Genomic DNA, 21,477 nt, shown 5'->3' on the forward strand with positions numbered 1-21,477 from the left:
CTCCCTCTTCGGGACGCGGCCTTTCGCAAGGTACGGCGCGACGTCAGTGCACGGTGCGCTCGAAGCTCAGCTCGCCGTTCGCGTTGACGACCACCGGGATCACGTCCTTCGGGCCGAACTTGCCTTCGAGGATCAGCTTGGACACCGGGTTCTCGATGCGCTGCTGAATGGCCCGCTTGAGCGGCCGCGCACCGAACACCGGATCGAAGCCCACCTTGGCGATCTCGGCCAGCGCCGCCGGCGATACGTCGAGCCTCATGTCCATCTTCTCCATGCGCTTCTCCAGCACCTTGAGCTGGATCTTCGCGATGGCCTCGATGTTGGCGCGATCGAGTGCGTGGAACACGACCGTCTCGTCGATTCGGTTCAGGAACTCGGGGCGGAAATGCTGCTTCACCTCGACCCACACCGCGTCGCGGATGGCCTCAGGGTCCTGACCGGCCATCTGCATGATCTGGTGCGAGCCCAGGTTGCTGGTCATCACGATCACCGTGTTCTTGAAGTCGACCGTGCGGCCCTGCCCGTCGGTCAGGCGACCGTCGTCAAGCACCTGCAGCAGCACGTTGAAGACATCGGGGTGCGCCTTTTCGACCTCGTCGAGCAGCAGCACGCTGTAGGGCTTGCGCCGCACGGCCTCGGTCAGGTAGCCGCCTTCGTCATAGCCCACGTAACCCGGAGGCGCACCGATCAGACGGGCCACCGAATGCTTCTCCATGAACTCGCTCATGTCGATGCGGATGAGCTGCTCTTCGCTGTCGAAGAGGAACGAGGCCAGCGCCTTGCAGAGCTCGGTCTTGCCCACGCCCGTGGGCCCGAGGAAGAGGAAGGAACCTGTGGGCCGGTTCGGGTCGGAGAGGCCTGAGCGCGAGCGGCGGATGGCGTTGGCCACCGCGGAGATGGCCTCGTCCTGCCCGACCACGCGGTCGTGCAGCTTCGCCTCCATCTGCAGCAGCTTCTCGCGCTCACCTTGCATCAGCTTGGCCACGGGAATGCCCGTCGCACGCGCCACCACTTCGGCGATCTCTTCGGCGCCGACCATGGTGCGCAGCAGCTGCGGCTTGCCGGCAGCGCCACCTTTCTTCAGCTCCTTGGCCTGCGCATCCTTCAGCGACTTCTCCAGCTCCGGCAGCTTGCCGTACTGCAGCTCGGCGACCTTGTTGAAGTCGCCCTTGCGCTTGAGTTCTTCCATCTGGAAGCGGATGCGGTCGATCTCTTCCTTCACATGCGCGGAGCCTTGCGCGGTGGCCTTCTCGCTCTTCCAGATTTCTTCGAGGTCGGCGTACTCGCGTTCGAGCTTGGTGATCTCGTCTTCGATCAGGCCGAGGCGCTTCTGCGAGGCTTCGTCCTTTTCCTTCTTCACCGCTTCGCGCTCGATCTTGAGCTGGATCAAACGGCGGTCGAGCTTGTCCATCGCCTCCGGCTTGGAGTCGATCTCGATCTTGATCTTGGCGGCGGCCTCGTCGATCAGGTCGATGGCCTTGTCGGGCAGGAAACGGTCGGTGATGTAGCGGTGAGAGAGCTCGGCCGCGGCCACGATGGCCGGGTCGGTGATCTCCACGCCGTGGTGCACTTCGTACTTCTCCTGCAGGCCACGCAGGATGGCGATGGTGGCCTCCACGCTCGGCTCGCCGACCAGCACCTTCTGGAAGCGGCGCTCCAGCGCAGCATCCTTCTCGACGTACTTGCGGTATTCATCAAGCGTGGTCGCGCCGATGCAATGCAGCTCGCCACGCGCGAGCGCGGGCTTCAACATGTTGCCGGCGTCGATGGCACCCTCGGCCTTGCCGGCGCCCACCATCGTGTGGATCTCGTCGATGAAGACGATGGTCTGGCCTTCGTCCTGCGCCACTTCCTTGAGCACGCTCTTCAGGCGCTCTTCGAATTCGCCACGGTACTTGGCACCGGCCAGCAGCAGGGCCATGTCGAGCACGAGCACGCGCTTGTTCTTCAAGGTGTCGGGCACTTCGCCGGCCACGATGCGCTGGGCCAGGCCTTCGACGATGGCGGTCTTGCCGACACCCGGCTCGCCGATCAGCACCGGGTTGTTCTTGGTGCGCCGCTGCAGCACCTGGATGGCACGGCGGATCTCGTCGTCGCGGCCGATCACCGGGTCGAGCTTGCCCATGCGGGCGCGCTCGGTGAGGTCGAGCGTGTATTTCTTGAGGGCTTCGCGCTGGCCTTCGGCCTCAGGGCTGTCGACCTTCTGGCCGCCGCGCACCGCGTCGATCGCGGCTTCGAGCGCCTTGCGGGTGAGGCCGTGCTCCTTGACGATCGGGCCGACGGTCTTGCTGTCGGCGGCGGCCAGCAGGAACATCTCGCTTGCGATGTACTGGTCACCGCGCTTGGTGGCCTCTTTCTCGGAGGCCTGCAGCAGCGCGCCGGTATCGCGACCGGCCTGCACTTGTTCGCCGCCCTGCACCTGGGGCAGCTTCTTGATCTCGGCCTCGAGTGCGGCCTGCAGCTTGGCGGTGTTGACACCCGCGCGTTCGAGCAAGGCCTTGGGGCCATCGGTCTGGGCCAGCATCGCGGCCAGCACGTGCACCGGCTCGATGTAGGGGTTGTCGCGGGCGAGGGCCAGGCTCTGGGCTTCGCCGAGAGCTTCCTGGAACTTGGTGGTGAGCTTGTCGAGACGCATGGGTAAATCCTCCGAATGCTGGGGATCTGAGGCGGCTCGCCTAAAATTCAAGCCAGCCAGGCGCGCATCAATCTGAACCCGACGGCCGCACAGGCAAGCGAGCCCACCACGTGCGCCGAGGTGTGGGCCAGGGCCCAGGCGTATTCGCCCCGCTGCACCAGCGAGAGCGACTCGCCCGAGAAGGCCGAGAACGTGGTCAGGCCGCCGAGGAATCCGGTCACCAGGAGCAGGCGCAAGGCCTCGTTGGGCGTGCGGTCGAACCACACCACCGCCGCGCCGATCAGCAGGCCGCCCACGCAGTTGACGAGCAGCGTGCCGAGCGGAAAGCCGCTCCACTGGTGGTTGAACGCAATGCCCGCCCACCAGCGCAGCAGCGCCCCAATCGCCGAGCCCACGGCGACGGCGACGACCTGCAGCCACGGCAGTCCGGCGCTCATACGGTCGCGTTCCCGCTCGCGATGCCCCAGCGGGCCAGCGCCTCGTCGTCGTGCACACGCGCATCAACCCAGCGGGCGCCCTCGGGCGTGTGCTCCTTCTTCCAGAACGGGGCCTGGGTCTTCAGGTAGTCCATCAGGAACTCGCAGGCTTGAAAGGCTTGGCCCCGGTGGGCGGAGCCACGACCACCAGCACGATCTGGTCTTGCGGCTTGAGCGGGCCGACTCGGTGGATGACCCGCGCCGCGCGGATGTCGAAGCGGCGCTGCGCCTCGCCCATCATCGCCTCGATCGATTTTTCGGTCATGCCCGGGTAGTGCTCCAGCTCCATCAGCTGCACACCCTGACCGTCGCTGCGGTCGCGCACCGTGCCCACGAAGCTCACGACGGCGCCGACACCAGGGTCGCCAGCACGCAAGGCCGCCACCTCGGCGCTGAGGTCGAAGTCATCGGTCTGGATGGTGACGCGGGCGGTGCTCATGTGCGCTCGGATTGTGGCGTCAGTTCGACTGCATGAATTTCACGATCGTCTCGACCGTGGCCGCCTCCTGCCCGACGTAGCCGTGCGGCGAGCGGCCTTCGCAGGCCCCGGGGTTCGCGGGACCCGACGGTGCCGTGCCACCTTCGACGCTCACCATCTGCTTGCGCACGCTGCTGCCGAACTGCGCCAGCAGGCGAGGCATCTCACCGGGCGGCGAACGCAGGCACTGGTCGTGAACATGCCCGATCACGAGCACCGGGACCTTGATCGCCGTCAGCGCAAGGTCGAACACCGTCTGCTGCGTCCAGGTTTTTTGTCCGCCGCTCGTGCCCTGCATCAGCGCCGAGCTGAGCACCACGCCATCGGGTGCAGCATCGCCCGTCGCGCGAGACGCCAGGTTGGCGGCCGAGATCGTCCCGCGGCTGGTGCCGATCACCCACACCGGCCCCTTCACGCGCCGGCGCAGATCGGCAACCACGTGGCCGAGGTCGATGCCATGGGCCTCGGTGTTGCGAAAGCCCGCCAGGCCGTCCACGCCCTGGTGATCGGAGGGCGCGTCGACCAGCGCGGTGAGGTAGCCGGCCTCGCGAAAGAGACCCGCCGAACGCACGAGGAAGTTGCCGCCGAGCGCCTTGGCGCAGCCTTGCGCGTCGAGTTTGAGGCGGCCATCGCCGCCGGCCAGCAGGACCACCGCACCGCGTGCGGCCACACCGTCTGGCGCGGGTGCAAAGGCGTAGGACACCTCGGTGCCACCACGCGCGGCCAGCGTCACCAGCGTGCCGCAGGCAGCGGCGGCCATGCCCGGCAAGGCCAGGAGGCCGATGAACCACGGGAGCCGACGCATGGCGGAAATTGTGGCACCGGCCTGCAGGCCTCGGGCAGAATGCCGGCCATGCTCTTGCGCCGCATCAAGCCCACCACCTGTCCCTCGCCGGGCAGCCGGGCCGCATGCGCGCTCAAAGCCAAAAAGCAGACGCTCATCTGACCGGAGCGCTGCAGTTCCGTCGTCAGTTGAGCGACGGAACAGACTTCACGGCGGGCCTCCACCCTTCCCCACGCTGAACCCACGCTCCACGACGCGGACCCTCATCCGGTCTTTCGTTCAAGGAGAACCCTCGTGGGTCAGTTCGTCGATCTTTCCGGTTTCTGGATTCCGCTGGTCACGCCCTTCCAGGGCGACCAAGTTGATCGTCCCGCCCTGCAACAACTCGCTGGCCACCTGGCTGCCACACCGATCACCGGCTTCGTGGCCTGCGGCAGCACCGGCGAGGCCGAGTCGCTCACGCACGACGAGCAGCTCGCGGTGCTCGACACGGTTCTGGCCCACGGCCACGGCAAGCCAGTGATCATGGGCCTGGCGGGCACACGGCTCGCCGACATGCTCGCCATGCTGAAGGAGATCACCCGCCGCCCGGTCGCCGCGGTGCTGGTGTCGGCGCCCTACTACCTGCGGCCGGCGCAAGCGGGCCTGCTGGCGCACTTCCATGCGCTGGCCGATGCGTCGCCGGTGCCCCTCGTGGTGTACGACGTTCCGGCGCGCACAGGCGTGGCGCTGAGCCTGGAGACGCTGCGCACGCTGGCCCGGCACCCCAACATCCGCGCCCTCAAGGACTGCGGCGGCGATGAAGAGAAGACCCGCGCGCTGATTGCCGACGGCCGATTCACCGTGCTGGCCGGCGACGATGCCCGAATCTTCAGCACCGTCTGCTTGGGCGGTGCGGGTGCCATCGCCGCGGCCGGCCACGTGTTGCCGCAGCACTACGCGCGCCTGGTGGCCAGCGCCCGCGAAGGCCGGCTCGATGAAGCGCGCCGCCTGCACCACGCGCTCGCCCCGCTGTCGCAGGCGCTCTTTGCCGAACCCAACCCGAGCGTCTTCAAGGCGGTGCTGGCCCGCCAGGGCCGCATCGGCGATGCGCTGCGCCCGCCGCACAGCCCGGCATCGGTGGAAGCCGTCCAGCGCACCTGGGCCGCCCTCGACGCGGCCGAGCGGGCGCTGGCCGCGTAAGCCCGGATCAGCCGCCGGTGACAGGGGGAAGAACGCCAGCTCGGCACCGTCTTGCAGGGCTGCCGATTCCTCGCACAGCGTCTGGTCGAGTGCGGTGCGCACGGCGCGGGTACGTGCGAGTGCCTGCGCATGGGCACCGCCGCGGGCGATGAGGGCATCGCGCAGCTGCGCGACGGTGCTGCCGGCGGCGGCGTCCACCGTCTCGCCGGCACCGAGGGCCTCGCGCAGCGAGGCGAAGTAGCGCACGCGGACCTTCATGCCACCCACTCCGCGAGCGAGATGAAGCGCACGGTGTCGCCGGCGCGGATGGGGGTTTCGGGTGGGTTGTCGATCAACCCGTCGGCCCACACGGTGGAGGTGAGCACGCCCGAGCCCTGGTTGGTGAAGAGGTCGACACCTCCGCGCTCGTTGCGCCGCGCCCGCAGGAACTCGCGGCGCTTGTCGGCACGTAGCCAGTCGAAGTCGGCGCGCATCGGCACGCCCACCGGCTGCAGCGCGCTCGCACCTTGCAGCTTGAGCAGCAGGGGCCGCACCGCGAGCAGGAAGGTCACGAAGCTCGACACCGGGTTGCCGGGCAGGCCGACAAACCAGGCATTGCCCTGCTCGGTGCGGCGTACGCTGCCGAAGGCCAGCGGCTTGCCGGGCTTGATGGCCATCTGCCAGAGATCGAGCGTGCCTTCGGCCTGCACGGCAGGCTTCAGATGGTCTTCTTCGCCCACCGAGACACCACCACTCGTGACGATGAGGTCATGGCCCTGCGCGGCGCGGCGCAAGGTCTCGCGCGTGGCGGCGAGCTGATCGGGCACGATGCCGAAGTCGGTGCATTCACAGCCCAGCGCCTGAATCAGCGCGCGCAGGGTGAAGCGGTTGGAGTTGTAGATGGCGCCGGGCTTCAGCGGCTCGCCGGGCATGGCAAGTTCGTCGCCGGTGGAAAACAGCGCCACGCGGGGGCGGCGGGCGACGGTGAGCGTGGCGGCACCCGCCGTGGCGGCGAGCCCCAGCGCCTGCGGCGTGAGGCGCAGGCCACGTGGCAGCGCCACGGCATTGCGCGACAGATCTTCGCCACGGCGGCGGACGGCGGTGCCGGGCAGTGGCACGGTGTTGATGCGCACGCTGCTGTCGAGCGCTTCGCACTGCTCCTGCATCACCACCGCATCGGCGCCTTCGGGCAGGAGGGCGCCGGTGAAGATGCGCGCCGCCGTCCCGGCCTGCAGCGGCGTGCCCACGGTACCGGCGGGGATGCGCTGGCTCACAGGCAACACGGTGCCGGCGGCCGGGACGTCGACACTGCGCAACGCATAGCCGTCCATCGCGCTGTTGTCGGCCGAGGGCACGTCGACGAGCGAATGCAGGTCTTGCGCGAGCACACGGCCCTGGCCGTCGAAGGTGGAAACGACCTCGGTCTCGGTCAACGGCGACACCGCGCCGAGCAGCCGCTCCAGGGCTTCGTCAAGCGTCAGCAGCGTCGAAGGGCGAGGTGTATTCATGACGGGCGGCGTTGTGCAGGAGGAAGTCGGCCACCGCCTGCGGGTCGTCCAGGTGGAACACCGGCAACGAGGTTGGCACCGGCAGATTGTGCGGCGCGTCGGTCGCCACCGCGATCACGAAAGGGTCGTCGGGATAGTGCGCGCGCTCGCCGGTCTCGGCCCGCCAAACCTCGATCCTCAGCAGGTCGGCATGCCGGAAGCCCTCGACGATGGCCCAGTCGCACGGGGCGAGTTCGGCCAGCAGCTGGTGCACCGTGACCTCGGTTTCCACCTCGTACTCACGCACCTTGGCCAGGCGGCGGTTGGAGGCCACCACCACCTCGAAGGCCCCTGCTTCGCGGTGGCGGTAGGAGTCCTTGCCGGGGTGGTCGATGTCGAACCGGTGGTGGGCGTGCTTGATCACGGAGACGCGCTGCCCGGCCGCTTTCAGGCAACCGATCAGCTTCTCGATGAGCGTCGTCTTGCCCGAGCCGGAGTAGCCACTGAAGCCGACGGCTTTCATGGGTCAGACGTGGGCGCTGATGTAGCTCTTCACCGCGGCGGCGTCGGCCTTCATCACCTGGAATCGCTTGGGCAGGTTCTCGATGCCTTTGAGCGCGGCCGGCCGATCGGGCTCGCGCCCCAGGGCTTCGACGATGGTCTCGGCAAACTTCGCGGGCAGCGCCGTCTCGAGCACGATCATCGGCACGTTGGGCTCGATGAACTCGCGGGCGACCTTCAGGCCGTCGGCGGTGTGGGTGTCGATCATCAGGCCGCTGTCCTGGAAGGTCTGGCGGATGGTCTGCAGGCGGTCGGCGTGCGTGCTGTGGCCGGAGAGAAAGCCGTAGACCGAGATGCGGTCGAACTCGCCCGGGCTCAGCTGGAAGTGACCTTCTTTCGCGAGCGAGGTCTGGAACAGCTCGCGCACGCGCTCGGCATTGCGGCCCAGCAGGTCGAAGACGAAGCGTTCGAAGTTCGAGGCCTTGGAGATGTCCATCGACGGGCTCGAGGTCTCGTAGGTCTCGGCGCTCGCGCGGGGGCGATAGATGCCGGTGCGGAAGAACTCGTCGAGCACGCGGTTCTCGTTGGTCGCGAGGACCAGACGCTTGATCGGCAGGCCCATCATGCGCGCCACATGGCCGGCGCAGATGTTGCCGAAGTTGCCCGAGGGAACGGCAAAGCTCACACGCTCCTGCTCGCTTTTCGTCGCCTGGAAGTAACCGGCGAAGTAGTAGACGACCTGGGCCAAGAGGCGCGCCCAGTTGATCGAGTTGACGGTACCGATGCGGTGCTTGCGCTTGAACTCGAGGTCGTTGGACGTGGCCTTGACGATGTCCTGGCAGTCGTCGAACACGCCTTCGATCGCGATGTTGTGGATGTTGGCGTCCTGCAGGCTGAACATCTGCGCCTGCTGGAAGGGGCTCATGCGGCCATGCGGCGAAAGCATGAAGACGTTGACGCCAGCCTTGCCGCGCATTGCGTACTCGGCGGCGCTGCCGGTGTCGCCCGAAGTGGCGCCGAGGATGTTGAGCGTCTCGCCGCGGCGGCCCAGTTCGTATTCGAAGAGATTGCCGAGCAGCTGCATGGCCATGTCCTTGAAGGCCAGCGTCGGGCCGTTGGACAGGGCTTCGAGGTACAGGCCGGGCTGCACCTGTTTCAGCGGCGTGATCTCCTTCGTACCGAAGACCTCGGGCGTGTAGGTCTTCTCGACGAGGCGGCGCAGGTCGGCAGCAGGGATGTCGTCGATGTAGAGCGACAGGATCTCGAATGCGAGTTCGGCGTACGAGAGGCCGCGCCACTTCGCCAGCATCGCGCGGGTGACGATCGGGTAGTGCGTGGGCAGGTAGAGGCCGCCGTCGGGCGCCAGGCCTTCGAGGAGGATGTCGGAGAAGCCGCGTGGCGTCTTGTCGCCGCGGGTGGAGATGTACTTCATGTGCGGTGGCTCAGTTGGTCTCTTCCTTGCGGATGCGGACGATCGGTGCCAGCACGGTGGGCAGGGCCTGCATCTGCGCGATGGCCTTGTTCATCTCGCCTTCGGTGGTGTCGTGCGTCAGGATGATCACGTCGGTCTGGGCTTCGCCCTCGGCGGACTCACGCTGCAGCAAGGCGTCGATCGAAATGCCGCGTTCGGCCAGGATGCCGGTGATGCGCGCCAGCACGCCGGCCTGGTCGGCGACCTGCAGGCGCAGGTAGAACGAGGTCACGACCTCCTCCAGGCCAAGGATGGGCGTGCTGCTCAATTCGTTGGGCTGGAAGGCCAGGTGCGGCACCCGATGGTCGGGGTCGGCGGTGTGCAGGCGGGTGATGTCGACGAGGTCGGCGATCACGGCCGAGGCCGTCGGCTCGGAGCCGGCGCCCTTGCCGTAGTACAGAGTCGTGCCGACGGCATCGCCATGCACCACCACCGCGTTCATCGCGCCTTCGACGTTGGCGATCAGGCGCTTGGCCGGAATCAGCGTCGGGTGCACCCGCAGCTCGATGCCCTTCTTGTCGTCACGGCGCTTGGTGATGCCCAGCAGCTTGATGCGGTAGCCCAACTGCTCGGCATAGTTGATGTCAGCCGCCTGCAGCTTGGTGATGCCCTCGACGTGGGCCTTGTCGAACTGCACAGGGATGCCGAAGGCGATGGCGCTCATGATGGTCGCCTTGTGGGCCGCGTCGACACCTTCGATGTCGAAGGTCGGGTCGGCTTCGGCGTAACCCAGGCGCTGCGCCTCTTTCAGCACGACGTCGAAGTCGAGGCCCTTGGCGCGCATCTCCGACAGGATGAAGTTCGTCGTGCCGTTGATGATGCCGGCGATCCACTCGATGCGATTGGCGGTCAGGCCCTCACGCAGCGCCTTGATGATGGGAATACCCCCGGCCACGGCCGCTTCGAACGCGACGATCACGCCCTTGGCGTGCGCGGCGGCGAAGATCTCGGTGCCATGCACCGCGAGCAGCGCCTTGTTGGCCGTGACCACGTGCTTGCCCGCGGCGATGGCTTCCATCACCAGGGTCTTGGCGATGCCGTAGCCGCCGATGAGTTTCGATCACGATGTCGATCTCGGGATTGGCGATCACCTCGCGGGCATCGCCCACCACCTTGGCAGCGTCACCGACTACCGACTTGGCGCGGGCGGTGTCGAGGTCGGCCACCATGGTGATCTGGATGCCGCGGCCCGCGCGGCGGCGGATCTCTTCCTGGTTGCGCTGGAGCACGTTGAACGTGCCGCTGCCGACGGTGCCGATGCCGAGGAGGCCGACTTGGATTGGCTTCATGGTGGTGTGATGCTCAGTGGTGCCGCTTGGCGTAGTGATGGAGGAAGCGCGCGATGCGGCCGATCGCGTCGGTGAGGTCGTCGCTGTTGGGCAGGAAGACGACGCGGAAATGGTCGGGCTGCGTCCAGTTGAAGCCGGTGCCTTGCACGATCAGCACCTTCTCTTCGGCCAGCAGCTCGTAGGCGAACTGCTGGTCGTCCTGGATCGGGTAGATCTTCGGGTCCAGCCGCGGGAACATGTAGAGCGCCGCCTTGGGCTTGACGCAGGTGACCCCCGGAATCTCGGTGAGGAGCTTGTGCGCGAGGTCGCGCTGGCGGCCCAGGCGGCCGGTGGGCAGCACGAGGTCCTTGATGCTCTGGTAGCCGCCGAGGGCCGTCTGGATGGCGAGCTGGCCCGGCGTGTTGGCGCACAGGCGCAGCGAGGCCAGCATGTTCAGGCCTTCGATGTAGTCCTTCGCGTGGCGCTTCTCGCCCGAGACCACCATCCAGCCGGCGCGGTAGCCGCAGGCACGGTAGTTCTTCGACAGGCCGTTGAAGGTGACGAAGAGCACGTCGTCCGCGAGCGAAGCCATGCTGGTGTGCACATTGCCGTCGTACAGCGTCTTGTCGTAGATCTCGTCGACCAGCACGATCAGCTGATGCTGGCGTGCCACTTCGATGATGTCGAGCAGCACGCTCTCGGGGTACAGCGCGCCGGTCGGGTTGTTGGGGTTGATGACGACGATGGCGCGCGTGTTGGCAGTGACCTTGCGCCGGATGTCGGCCACGTCGGGCATCCAGTCGGCCTGTTCGTCGCACATGTAGTGAACCGGCGTGCCGCCCGAGAGGCCGGTGACGGCCGTCCACAGCGGGTAGTCAGGCGCCGGGATCAACACCTCGTCGCCGTTGTTGAGCAGCGCGTTGAGGCTCATCGCGATCAGCTCGGAGGCGCCGTTGCCAAGGTAGACATCATCGACCGTCACGCCCGGGATGCGCTTTTCCTGGGTGTAGTGCACGATGGCCTTGCGCGGCGCGAAGAGGCCCTTGCTGTCGGTGTAACCCGCGGCCACCTGCGACGGCAGGTTGCGGATCATGTCCTGCACGATCTCATCGGGCGGCTCCAGCCCGAACGCGGCCACGTTGCCGATGTTGAGCTTGATGATCTTGTGGCCCTCGTCTTCCATCTGGCGGGCCTTTTCGAGCACCGGCCCGCGGATGTCGTAGGCCACGTTGGCCAATTTGCCGGACTTGACGATGGGCTTCAACACGGTCTCCAAAGCGGCGCAAAGCCTAGAATTATCGTCGATCGCCCCTACTTCCATGGCTGTCGCGCCCTGCTCGCGCGGCGACGAACTTTCCGGATCCGTGATTTGAAGCTGCAACCCGATCGCATCGAAGGCGTGAACGTCATTTCAGGGCTGACCGCCGACGCCGTGTCGGTCAACGGCGTCACCCACACGAGCAGCATCGTGGTGCCCTGGGTCGGCGACATCGGGCCGTGGGGCACGGCGGGGTTCGACGCCCTCGCCGCCGAGGAGTTCGAGCGGCTCGCAGCGTTGGAGCCCGAAGCCGTGATCTTCGGCAGCGGCAAGCGCATCCGCTTCGCACCGCCCCTGTTGCTGCGCAGCCTGATGGCACGGCGCATCGGCATCGAAACCATGGACACCGCCGCCGCCTGCCGCACCTACAACGTGCTCGCCGGGGAGAGCCGCAAGGTGGTGGCCGCGTTGCTCCTCGGGTGAAGCACTCGCCCGTTTTGGGGACGCGCCCGGCAGCGCTTCGGGCATTCGCGAGCCCTTATAATTGCGTGCTACGCCTTACAGGGCGCAACCTCAAGAATTCTTCATGACGCCAGCCCTCAATAAACCCCTCCCGGAATTTGAAGCGCTCGCAACCGGCGGCGTGAAGTTCACGCCGCAGGCATACGCCGGGCAAACGGTCGTGCTGTACTTCTACCCGAAAGACAACACCCCTGGCTGCACCACCGAAGCGATGCAGTTCCGTGATCGCCACAAAGACTTCGTGAAGGCCGGCGCCGTGGTCTTCGGCGTCTCGCGCGACAACATGAGTCTCGCACGACAAGTTCAAGCAGAACCTGGAACTGCCCTACGAGCTGATCGCCGACACCGAAGAAAAGCTCTGCCACATGTTCGGCGTGGTCAAGAACAAGATCATGTACGGCAAGAAGGTCAAGGGCATCGAGCGCAGCACCTTCCTGATCGACGGCGACGGCATCCTGCGTGCCGAGTGGCGCGGCATCAAAGTCGCCGGGCACGTCGACGAAGTGCTCAAGGCGGTGAAGTCGCTCAAGAAGGCGGCCTGACGTCCGTTCACCCCGTGCAAAAGGCCTGCGCTGCAGGCCTTTCGCATTTTGCTGAACCGAACTGGCCGCTCAGTCCGGAGTTCGATGCTGCCCGACGGTGCCCCCACCCATCTGGGATGCCAGGGCCTGCGCCCATCGCGCACTGCCGGAACGCGCCAGATGGCCGTGGTCGTAGTACACGGGCTCGCCATCGAGCACCGACGCGCACGCCCCCTCCCGGCACAGCACCTGCGACGGTGAAAACGACCCCGCGATGTACGGCCGGTTGCGCGCCAGGGCCTCGAAGAAAAAGTCGGTCTGCTCGCGGTATTCGGCGATGCTGAAGTCGAGCCGAGGTGGCTCGCCGCGCAAGAGTGCGGTAGCCGCACGCCTGGGTACGTTTCCGCGCGCCCCCGGCAGCGGCTCCCAGACATAGACCTCCTTGCCGTGCGCATGCAGCTCGCGCACGGTGGCGTCGAACTGGCGCTGAAACAGGGCCAGCGAATCGGCCAAGTTGAGATGCCGATCCGGCGAAGTCGTGAGCCAGCCAGCGGCCTGGTGCCAGGTCGACACCAGGAAGACCTTCTTGACCTGCGGGTCACGCAGGGCCGTGGCCATCATGGCGTCGTTGAGCAACTGGCAGGCGGTGCCGCCGCGCGGGATGTGCACACCCCACACCGGCGGGCACGAGTGCATGAACGCAAATCGGCCGGCCTGCCCGGTGTTCTTCAGCCACAGGTCGATCGCCTCCTGAGCGGCCCAGGCGTGGGAATCGCCCCACACCAGCCACTCCTTGGCACGACCCGGAACGCCCAGATCGCACAGGGCAGGCCGCGCGGCCTCGACCGCATTGCTCGACTCGGGGCATCGGTCGTTCGGGCGATCGTTGGCAAAAGCACCCACGCGAGCCACCTCGGCGGGCAGGCGCTGCGGCATGCCGTGTGTGGCGATCACCGCGACACACAGGGCAACGCTCGCCACCAGGCCCGTGCCGTAGCCGCGGAGAAACTGGCGGATGCGCGGCAGCAGCGAGCCATCGCGGAACGGCGTCTCGACCCAGCGGTAGATAAGCGCCGAGACGAGGAAGCACAGCAACATCATCGCCACCCGCCAGCCGACGGTGTAGCCCTCGCCCAACTCCTGCGATGCAAACACGTTGATCGGCCAGTGAACCAGGTACAGCGAATACGACAGGCGGCCGATCGCCACCATCGGGCTGGTCGAGAGCAGGCGGGTCGACCAGGCCTCGGGCTCGCTTCCGGCCAGGATGAGACTCGTCGCGCCCAGCGTGGGCAGCAGGGCGAAAGCGCCCGGGAAACGTGTGTCGGCGGTGTAGCTCACCACGGCCGAGATCACCAGCACCACCCCTGCCACGCCGAGCAGCTGGGCCAGCATCTGGTGTTTAGGGCGCGGGGCCCAGGTGAGCAGTGCGCCGATCAGCAGCTCCCAGGCCCGGGTGGGCATCAGGTAGAAAACCGCCTCCGGCTTGCTGCCAACGAAAGCCAGGTTCAGCCCGAACGACACCAGCGCGGCGGCCAGCAGGACCAAAGGCGCGCGGCGCGGCGCCAGCTTGAGCACCAGCAGCAGCAGCAGCGGATAGGCGACGTAGAACTGCTCCTCGACCGAGAGCGACCAGGTGTGCAGCAGGTAGATGCTGCCCGCCTGCAGGCCGAAGTAGTTGACGTTGCGCCAGAAGTAGACGTTGGCCACATAGAACTGGGTGGCCACCACCTCCTCGGCCAGCTGCTGGAAGTCGGCCTGCACCAGACGCACTGCGCCGTAGGCGAGCACCGCCGCCAGCACGACAAACAGGGCCGGCGCCAGGCGACGCAGGCGTTTGACCCAGAAACCCACCAGAGAGAAGCGCTGGGCCTCGACCTGCTGGCGAATGATCGCCGTGATCAGGTAGCCCGAGATCACGAAGAAAACGTCGACGCCGACGAATCCGCTCTCGCCGCCCGAGAAGAGGTGGAAGTGAAAAACCACCACAAGAAGCACCGCGACCGTGCGGAGCCCATCAATGTCCGGGCGATATGAAATGCCCCCCTTATGCGCCGGGTGTGCCGCCACCTGCATACGCCCTCCCTCACTCCTGCCATCCCCCGGAATGTTCCGGTTCGACGCCGAAGTCTGCAGCGCACACTGAGCCGCGGTCATCCCTCAAGCCAGGGACTGCGACAAGTGCGGCGCCTGGCAGTGACGCTTTTTTTGTTTTTCAACCACGCTTCGCTCATGGCGGTTGAGTCGCCATCTCACTTGTGCATAATGTTTTTCATGCCCGTGTGTTGTGAACCTCGCGCTCCCCAGACAAAGCCGCACAGTCGACTGTGCGGCTTTTTTGTTTTCCCGCAGCCACTCTGACACCTACATGCCACTGCCCAAGCCGCCTGCCAAACGAGCCGCCCTCCTCACCCCCGCCGACTTCGAATCCCAGGCCGCGCCCAAACCGGGCAAACGATCCCAGAAACACGCTGCCACCGAGCCCGCCGGCCCGGCTGTGCTCGACCTCCTGGAGCCTCCGCGTGAAGCGGCCCCGCTGATCCCCCGTGCGGCGCCGGTGCCGGCGCGCCCGCCCCAGGCCGAAGCACGCCGCCGCAAGCCCAAGCACACCGGCCCGGCCAAGCTCTTCGTGCTCGACACCAACGTGCTGATGCACGACCCGATGAGCGTCTTCCGCTTCGAGGAGCACGACGTCTACCTGCCGATGATCACGCTCGAAGAGCTCGACGATCACAAGAAAGGCATGTCGGAAGTCGCCCGCAACGCCCGCCAGGTGAGCCGCGACCTCGACGCCCTGGCCGCCGCCCTGGCGGACGGGACCGGCCGCGACATGGCCGACGGCCTGCCGCTCGACAGCACCGGCCACAAAGACGCCCAGGGCAAGCTCTTCTTCCAGACCACGCTGGTCAACGTCGCCCTGCCCGCCGGCCTGCCCCAGGGCAAGGCCGACAACCAGATCCTCGGCGTGGTGCAGGCGCTGCGCGAGCAGCACCCCAAGCGCGAAGTCGTGCTGGTGTCGAAAGACATCAACATGCGCATCAAGGCGCGTGCGCTGGGCCTCGCCGCCGAAGACTATTTCAACGACAAGACACTCGACGACGGCGACCTGCTTTACACCGGCGTTCAGCCGCTGCCCTCCGACTTCTGGGACCAGCATGGCAAGACCATGGAAAGCTGGAACCAGGGCGGCCAGACCTACTACCGCATCAGCGGTCCGATGGTGCCGCAGTTGATGGTCAACCAGTTCGTCTACCTCGAAGCGCCCGGTGCCGCTCCGCTCTACGCCAAGGTCGCCGAGATCACCGGCAAGACCGCCGTGCTGCGCACGCTGCGCGAGTACACCCACCAGAAGAACGCCGTCTGGGGCGTGACCGCGCGCAACCGCGAGCAGAACTTCGCCCTCAACCTGCTGATGGACCCGGAGTGCGACTTCATCACTCTCACCGGCACCGCCGGCACCGGCAAGACGCTGATGACGCTGGCCGCGGGCCTCTCCCAGGTGATGGACGATCGCCGCTACACCGAGATCATCGTCACCCGCGTGACGGTGCCCGTGGGTGAAGACATCGGCTTCCTGCCCGGCACCGAGGAAGAAAAGATGGGCCCGTGGATGGGCGCGCTCGACGACAACCTCGAAGTGCTGTCCAAGACCGACAGCGGCGCCGGCGAGTGGGGCCGCGCCGCCACCAACGACCTCGTGCGCAGCAAGATCAAGATCAAGAGCCTGAACTTCATGCGCGGGCGCACCTTCCTCAACAAGTTCGTCATCATCGATGAGGCGCAGAACCTCACGCCCAAGCAGATGAAGACGCTGATCACCCGCGCCGGCCCGGGCACCAAGATCGTCTGCCTGGGCAACCTCGCGCAGATCGACACGCCCTACCTCACCGAAGGCAGCTCAGGCCTGACCTACGCGGTCGACCGCTTCAAGGGCTGGCCGCACTCGGGCCACGTGACGCTGGCGCGTGGCGAGCGTTCGCGCCTGGCGGACTTCGCGTCAGAGGTGCTGTAAGACTCAGACCAGATCGCGGATCTGCTGCAAGGCAGTCGGGTCCTCGATTGTGGTCAGGTCGCCAGGGTCGCGGCCTTCGCAGACCGCCTGGATCGCCCGGCGCAGCAGCTTGCCGGAGCGTGTCTTGGGCAGCACGGTCACGAAGCGCACGCGCGCCGGCCGGGCGACGGCCCCGAGGCTCTGGTCGACCGTCTTCATGATCTCGCCTTCGAGCTTGAGCTTGCCAACATCGTCGGCGATCAGGCTTGGGTCCTTCACGACGGCGAAGGCCATCGCGACCTGGCCCTTGAGCGCATCGGCCACCCCCCACCACCGCCACCTCGGCCACTGCAGGGTGGCCCGAGATGCTTTCCTCGATCTCACGCGTGCCGAGCCGATGGCCGGCCACATTGATCACGTCGTCCGTGCGGCCGAGGATGAAGTAGTAGCCGTCTTCGTCGCGGATGCCCCAGTCGAAGGTGCTGTAGACCATGCGGCCGGGCACGGTGCTCCAGTAGGTCTTGACGAAACGCTCATCGTCGCCCCACACCGTCTGCATGCAGCCGGGCGGCAGAGGCCCTTCGATCGCCAACACGCCCTTCTCGTTGGCGCCGGTCAGCTCTTCGCCCGACAACTCGTTGAGGAGCTTCACGTCGTAGCCGTACATCGCGAAGCCCGGGCTACCGAACTTGCTCTTGGCCTTCTCGACCCCGTTGGCGATGGTGAGGATGGGCCAGCCGGTTTCCGTCTGCCAGTAGTTGTCGATCACCGGCTTGCCGAGGGCCTGGGCGATCCAGCTGGCGGTGGGCTCGTCGAGCGGCTCGCCGGCGAGAAAGAGCGTGCGCAACGAGTCTCAGATCATGTTCGCGGATGAAGCGCTCGTCGTGCTTCTTGAGCACCCGCACCGCCGTCGGCGCGGTGAACATCAGGTTGACCTTGTACTTCTCGACCAGGCTCCACCAGATGCCCGCGTCGGGCCGGATCGGCAGGCCCTCGTACATCAGCGTCGCCATGCCGGCGATCAGCGGGCCGTAGATGATGTAGCTGTGGCCCACCACCCAGCCGATGTCGCTGGCGCTGAAGAAGGTCTCGCCCGCCTTGCCCTGGAAGATGTGCTTCATGCTCGCCGCCAGCGCCACCGCGTAGCCACCGGTGTCGCGCTGCACGCCCTTGGGCTTGCCGGTGGTGCCGCTGGTGTAGAGCGTGTAGCTCGAGTCGGTGGCGCGCAGCCAGGTACAGGGCACCTTCTCGTTCAGGTGCTGCTCACGCAGTGCCGCGTAGTCGACATCGCGTGCGCTGCGCTCGAACGGCGCCAACCCGCGGTCCACCATCAGCACCTTCTTCGGCTTGTGGGTGGACAGCCGCAGCGCTTCATCGAGCAGCGGCTTGTAGGGCACGACCTTGCCGCTGCGACTGCCCGCATCGGCACTGACCACGACCGCGGGCGTGGCATCGTCGATGCGGCTGGCGAGGCTGTTGCTCGCGAAGCCGCCGAACACCACCGAGTGGATCGCCCCGATGCGCGCGCAGGCGAGCATCGCAAATGCCGCCTCCGGAATCATCGGCATGTAGATCAGCACCCGGTCGCCCTGCTTCACGCCCAGCGCCTTGAGGCACGCCGCCATGCGCTGCACCTCGGCATGCAGCTCGCGGAAGTTGTAGACACGCTGCTGGTCAACTTCGGTCGACACCCAGATCAGCGCGTTCTGCTCGGGCCGCATCGCCACATGACGGTCGACCGCGTTGTGGCAGAGGTTGGTCTCGCCGCCGACGAACCACTTGGCGAACGGCGGCTTGCTGTAGTCGCAGATCGTTTGCGGCGGCTTGTGCCAGTCGATGAGCGCGGCCTGCTCGGTCCAGAAACCGTCGCGGTCTTCAATCGACCGGCGGTGGAAATCAGCATAGCGGCTCATCGTCGTCTCCTCGCGTTCTATCGAATGTGCACGACCAGCCGGCCGCGAACCTTGCCGGCCATCAAGGCTTCGGCGTGCGAGATCGCATCGTCGAGCTGGATGTCCTGCGTGATCTGGTCGAGGAGCTTAGGCTCCAAATCTTTCGCCAACCTGTCCCACGCCTGCTGGCGCAACGGCAACGGCGCCATCACGCTGTCCACCCCCGCCAGCGTGACGCTGCGCAGGATGAAGGGCAGCACCGTGCCCGGCAGGTCGCTGCCCTGCGCCAGCCCGCAGGCGGCCACGACGCCGCCGTAGCGCGTCTGCGCGCAGGCGTTGACGAGTGTGTGGCTGCCGACCGCGTCGACCACCGCCGCCCAGCGCTCCTTCTGCAGCGGCTTGCCCGGAGCGCTCAGCTCCGCACGGTCGATCACGCCCACGGCGCCCAGATCCTTCAGGTAGGCCGCTTCCGACGCCTTGCCCGTCGACCCGGTCACGCGGTAGCCCATTCGCGCCAGCAGAGCGGTGGCCACGCTGCCGACACCGCCTGTCGCACCGGTCACCAGCACCTCGCCATCGCCCGGCTTCACGCCATGGCGCTCCAGCGCCAGCACGCAAAGCATCGCGGTGTAGCCGGCGGTGCCGATCGCCATCGCCTGCCGCGAATCGAAGCTCGCCGGCAGCTTCACCAGCCAGTCGCCCTTGAGGCGCGCCTTTTCCGCCAGGCAGCCCCAGTGCACTTCGCCGACGCCCCAGCCATTGAGCACGAAGCGGTCGCCGGGCTTCCAGCCGGGGTGCTGGCTCTCCAGCACCGTGCCGGCACCGTCGATGCCGGCGACCATCGGCCACTGACGCACCACCGGCGCCCGGTTGGTGATGGCGAGGCCATCCTTGTAGTTGAGGGTGGAGCAGTCGACCTGCACGAGCACGTCGCCGGGCGGCAGGCGGGACTCGTCCACTTTCTGAACGCGGGCGGAAAAGCCGGCGTCGGACTTTTCCAGCAGCAAAGCTTTGAACATGTTGCAACTCCTGAACAGAGAAGTGCAGGCTAACCGGTGAACCCTGGCCCCGCATCGGGGCAGGCCTGGGGCCGCCGTCATCGATCGCATGAGGAACGGCGGTTAAGTCCCTGTCGTACGGGCCTTTTCGGTTGACTGCCTTCGACGGGCTCCCCTATCCTGCGCTCATGTCTGGCCAGTCTTTGCCCCGCCTGCGCGCTGCGCTTCTTGCGCTGGCGTGTGTCTGCGCGGCGGCGGGCACCCAGGCCGCACCCGATGACCCGGATCGGCTTGCCCAACTGCTGGTCGAGCGCGGCGTGCTCGATCGGCGCGATTCGCAGGGAAGCCCCACCGTCGCCGTCGACAGTGCCGCCGCCATCGGCCGCCAGGTGCGCGACACCACTTCGGGCCTGGTGCTGTCGGCCATGAACTTCCTCGGCGTGCCCTACAAGCGCGGCGGCAACAACTCCGACGACGGGTTCGACTGCAGCGGCTTCACCCGCCACATCTACGAAAGCACGCTCGGCCTGGTGCTGCCGCGCCGGGTCGACGACCAGGCCAAAGCAACGGGCTTCTCGGCCGTCAAGCGCGACGAGCTGCAGCCCGGCGACCTGGTGTTCTTCAACACCTTGCGCCGCACCTTCTCGCACGTGGGCATCTACGTCGGCGAAGGCAAGTTCATCCACGCGCCCCGCTCCGGCGGGGAAGTGCGGGTGGAAAGCATGGGCGTGAGGTACTGGGCCAAGCGCTTCACCGGCGCACGCCGTGCAGACACCGTGGTGGCGTTGAACGCCGCACCGGCGGCTGCCACCGTGGCCCAACCGGTCGAGACACCAGCGCCCGCGATCCCGAACGAAATGCCTTGACGCCGCACAGGCGCCGATCCTGGCGCAGCGGCACAATCGAGCGATGACAGAGAAGGTCATCCCCCTGGCCGACCACCGCTACGCGGCGGCGCTGCCGCGCATCCCGGCGCAGCCGATCACGCCCACGGGGCTCTTGTCCGACACCCTCGGCCGCCCGCTGCGCGACCTGCGCATCTCGGTCACCGACAGGTGCAACTTCCGCTGCGGCTATTGCATGCCCAAGGAAGTGTTCGACAAGCACTACCAGTTCCTGCCGCACACCTCGCTCTTGAGCTTCGAGGAGATCACCCGCACCGCCCGCCTCTTCGCTGCCCACGGCGTGCAGAAGATCCGCCTCACCGGCGGCGAGCCGCTCTTGCGCAAGCACGTGGAGGTGCTGGTGGAGATGCTGGCGCAACTGCGCACCCCCGACGGCGAGCCGCTCGACCTCACGCTCACCACCAACGGCTCGCTCCTCGCCCGCAAGGCCCAGGCGCTGAAAGATGCAGGCCTCAAGCGCATCACCGTCAGCCTCGACGCGCTCGACGACGCCATCTTCCGCCGCATGAACGACGCCGACTTCCCCGTCGCCGACGTGCTGGCCGGCATCGAGGCCGCCGAGCGTGTGGGCCTCGGGCCGATCAAGGTCAACATGGTGGTGCAGCGCGGCGTCAACGACCACGAGATCGTGCCGATGGCGCGCCACTTCCGCGAGCATTTCGGCGGCCGTGTCGTGCTGCGCTTCATCGAGTTCATGGACGTGGGCGAGACCAACGGCTGGCGCATGGACCAGGTCGTGCCGTCGTCGGAGGTCGTGACGCGGCTGCACGACGCCTTCCCGCTGCAGCAGATCGACGCGAACTACGCTGGTGAAACCGCCGAGCGATGGGCCTATGCCGATGGGCGTGGCGAGATCGGCGTGATCTCCAGCGTGACGCACGCCTTCTGCCGCGATTGCAACCGTGCACGCCTGTCGACCGAGGGCAAGCTGTTCCTCTGTCTCTTCGCCACCCAGGGGCACGACCTGCGGTCGCTGCTGCGCGGCGGTTTTTCGGACGAACAGATCGCCAGCGCCATCGGCCTCATCTGGCAGGGCCGCGGCGACCGCTATTCCGAGCTGCGCGGCGCACAGGCCGCCGAGGCCGGGTCGGGCCAGCGCCGGGTCGAGATGCATTACATCGGTGGCTGA

At 67.0% G+C, this 21,477-nt stretch carries 14 protein-coding genes and 5 pseudogenes; 6 read left to right on the forward strand and 13 right to left on the reverse strand.

Features of this window, described 5'->3' with window-relative positions; translation table 11 throughout:
* Nucleotides 1–43: 43 nt before the first annotated feature.
* The 4 genes and pseudogenes from clpB to LRS03_RS07035 form a co-directional block, all read right to left on the reverse strand.
* Nucleotides 44–2,635 carry an ATP-dependent chaperone ClpB gene (clpB, locus tag LRS03_RS07020; protein ID WP_257824665.1) on the reverse strand — a complete coding sequence of 864 codons (2,592 nt, stop codon included), beginning with the start codon at nucleotides 2,633–2,635 and terminating at the stop codon, nucleotides 44–46.
* A gap of 47 nt (nucleotides 2,636–2,682) precedes the next feature.
* Nucleotides 2,683–3,072, reverse strand: coding sequence for a fluoride efflux transporter CrcB (crcB, locus tag LRS03_RS07025; RefSeq protein WP_257824666.1), 390 nt, complete (start codon nucleotides 3,070–3,072; stop codon nucleotides 2,683–2,685).
* Nucleotides 3,069–3,550 (reverse strand): annotated as a pseudogene (locus tag LRS03_RS07030) (molybdenum cofactor biosynthesis protein MoaE). Before LRS03_RS07030 ends, crcB begins: the two are co-directional and overlap by 4 nt.
* Nucleotides 3,551–3,569: 19 nt before the next feature.
* A complete protein-coding gene (locus tag LRS03_RS07035) occupies nucleotides 3,570–4,394 on the reverse strand; it encodes an alpha/beta hydrolase (protein ID WP_257824667.1) in 825 nt (274 codons plus the stop codon).
* Between the two features lie 273 nt (nucleotides 4,395–4,667).
* Here LRS03_RS07035 and dapA point away from each other — a divergent pair, with 273 nt between their 5' ends.
* The gene (gene dapA / locus LRS03_RS07040) at nucleotides 4,668–5,555 is read left to right on the forward strand and encodes a 4-hydroxy-tetrahydrodipicolinate synthase (protein ID WP_257824668.1); all 888 of its coding nucleotides are present in this window, start codon (nucleotides 4,668–4,670) and stop codon (nucleotides 5,553–5,555) included.
* 84 nt (nucleotides 5,556–5,639) lie between these two features.
* On the opposite strand, the pseudogene LRS03_RS07045 reads toward dapA, so the two are convergent.
* The 6 genes and pseudogenes from LRS03_RS07045 to LRS03_RS07070 form a co-directional block, all read right to left on the reverse strand.
* Nucleotides 5,640–5,813, reverse strand: a pseudogene (locus LRS03_RS07045) (MoaD/ThiS family protein); the annotation flags it as partial.
* On the reverse strand, nucleotides 5,810–7,042 hold the full coding sequence (locus LRS03_RS07050; RefSeq protein ID WP_257824669.1) for a molybdopterin molybdotransferase MoeA: 1,233 nt from the start codon (nucleotides 7,040–7,042) through the stop codon (nucleotides 5,810–5,812). The gene LRS03_RS07050 and the pseudogene LRS03_RS07045, both read right to left, overlap by 4 nt.
* A complete protein-coding gene (gene mobB / locus LRS03_RS07055; RefSeq protein ID WP_257824670.1) occupies nucleotides 7,005–7,544 on the reverse strand; it encodes a molybdopterin-guanine dinucleotide biosynthesis protein B in 540 nt (179 codons plus the stop codon). Before mobB ends, LRS03_RS07050 begins: the two co-directional genes overlap by 38 nt.
* Nucleotides 7,545–7,547: 3 nt before the next feature.
* Nucleotides 7,548–8,954 (reverse strand): threonine synthase, encoded by a 1,407-nt coding sequence (thrC, locus tag LRS03_RS07060; RefSeq protein WP_257824671.1) that lies wholly within the window; start codon nucleotides 8,952–8,954, stop codon nucleotides 7,548–7,550.
* Between the two features lie 10 nt (nucleotides 8,955–8,964).
* A pseudogene (locus LRS03_RS07065) lies at nucleotides 8,965–10,282 on the reverse strand (homoserine dehydrogenase).
* Between the two features lie 13 nt (nucleotides 10,283–10,295).
* Complete coding sequence (locus LRS03_RS07070) at nucleotides 10,296–11,525, reverse strand: pyridoxal phosphate-dependent aminotransferase (protein WP_257824672.1); 1,230 nt, start codon at nucleotides 11,523–11,525, stop codon at nucleotides 10,296–10,298.
* A 105-nt stretch (nucleotides 11,526–11,630) separates the two neighbouring features.
* Here LRS03_RS07070 and LRS03_RS07075 point away from each other — a divergent pair, with 105 nt between their 5' ends.
* Nucleotides 11,631–12,002 (forward strand): Mth938-like domain-containing protein, encoded by a 372-nt coding sequence (locus tag LRS03_RS07075; RefSeq protein WP_257824673.1) that lies wholly within the window; start codon nucleotides 11,631–11,633, stop codon nucleotides 12,000–12,002.
* Nucleotides 12,003–12,105: 103 nt separating this feature from the next.
* Nucleotides 12,106–12,583 (forward strand): annotated as a pseudogene (locus LRS03_RS07080) (peroxiredoxin).
* A 69-nt stretch (nucleotides 12,584–12,652) separates the two neighbouring features.
* On the opposite strand, the gene LRS03_RS07085 reads toward LRS03_RS07080, so the two are convergent.
* Nucleotides 12,653–14,719 carry an acyltransferase family protein gene (locus LRS03_RS07085; protein WP_308296399.1) on the reverse strand — a complete coding sequence of 689 codons (2,067 nt, stop codon included), beginning with the start codon at nucleotides 14,717–14,719 and terminating at the stop codon, nucleotides 12,653–12,655.
* Nucleotides 14,720–14,930: 211 nt separating this feature from the next.
* Here LRS03_RS07085 and LRS03_RS07090 point away from each other — a divergent pair, with 211 nt between their 5' ends.
* Nucleotides 14,931–16,574 (forward strand): PhoH family protein, encoded by a 1,644-nt coding sequence (locus tag LRS03_RS07090; protein WP_257824675.1) that lies wholly within the window; start codon nucleotides 14,931–14,933, stop codon nucleotides 16,572–16,574.
* Between the two features lie 3 nt (nucleotides 16,575–16,577).
* Here the strand turns inward: LRS03_RS07090 and LRS03_RS07095 are convergent.
* Nucleotides 16,578–18,466: pseudogene (locus tag LRS03_RS07095) on the reverse strand (propionate--CoA ligase).
* 17 nt (nucleotides 18,467–18,483) lie between these two features.
* Complete coding sequence (gene acuI / locus LRS03_RS07100; RefSeq protein WP_257824676.1) at nucleotides 18,484–19,464, reverse strand: acrylyl-CoA reductase (NADPH); 981 nt, start codon at nucleotides 19,462–19,464, stop codon at nucleotides 18,484–18,486.
* A gap of 167 nt (nucleotides 19,465–19,631) precedes the next feature.
* Here acuI and LRS03_RS07105 point away from each other — a divergent pair, with 167 nt between their 5' ends.
* Both LRS03_RS07105 and moaA read left to right on the forward strand, forming a co-directional pair.
* Nucleotides 19,632–20,309: a C40 family peptidase gene (locus LRS03_RS07105; protein ID WP_257824677.1), complete on the forward strand. Its 678-nt coding sequence runs from the start codon at nucleotides 19,632–19,634 to the stop codon at nucleotides 20,307–20,309.
* A 43-nt stretch (nucleotides 20,310–20,352) separates the two neighbouring features.
* On the forward strand, nucleotides 20,353–21,477 hold the full coding sequence (gene moaA, locus LRS03_RS07110; RefSeq protein ID WP_257824678.1) for a GTP 3',8-cyclase MoaA: 1,125 nt from the start codon (nucleotides 20,353–20,355) through the stop codon (nucleotides 21,475–21,477).

The sequence above is a fragment of the Rhizobacter sp. J219 genome (assembly GCF_024700055.1).
Taxonomy (GTDB): Bacteria; Pseudomonadota; Gammaproteobacteria; order Burkholderiales; family Burkholderiaceae_C; genus Rhizobacter.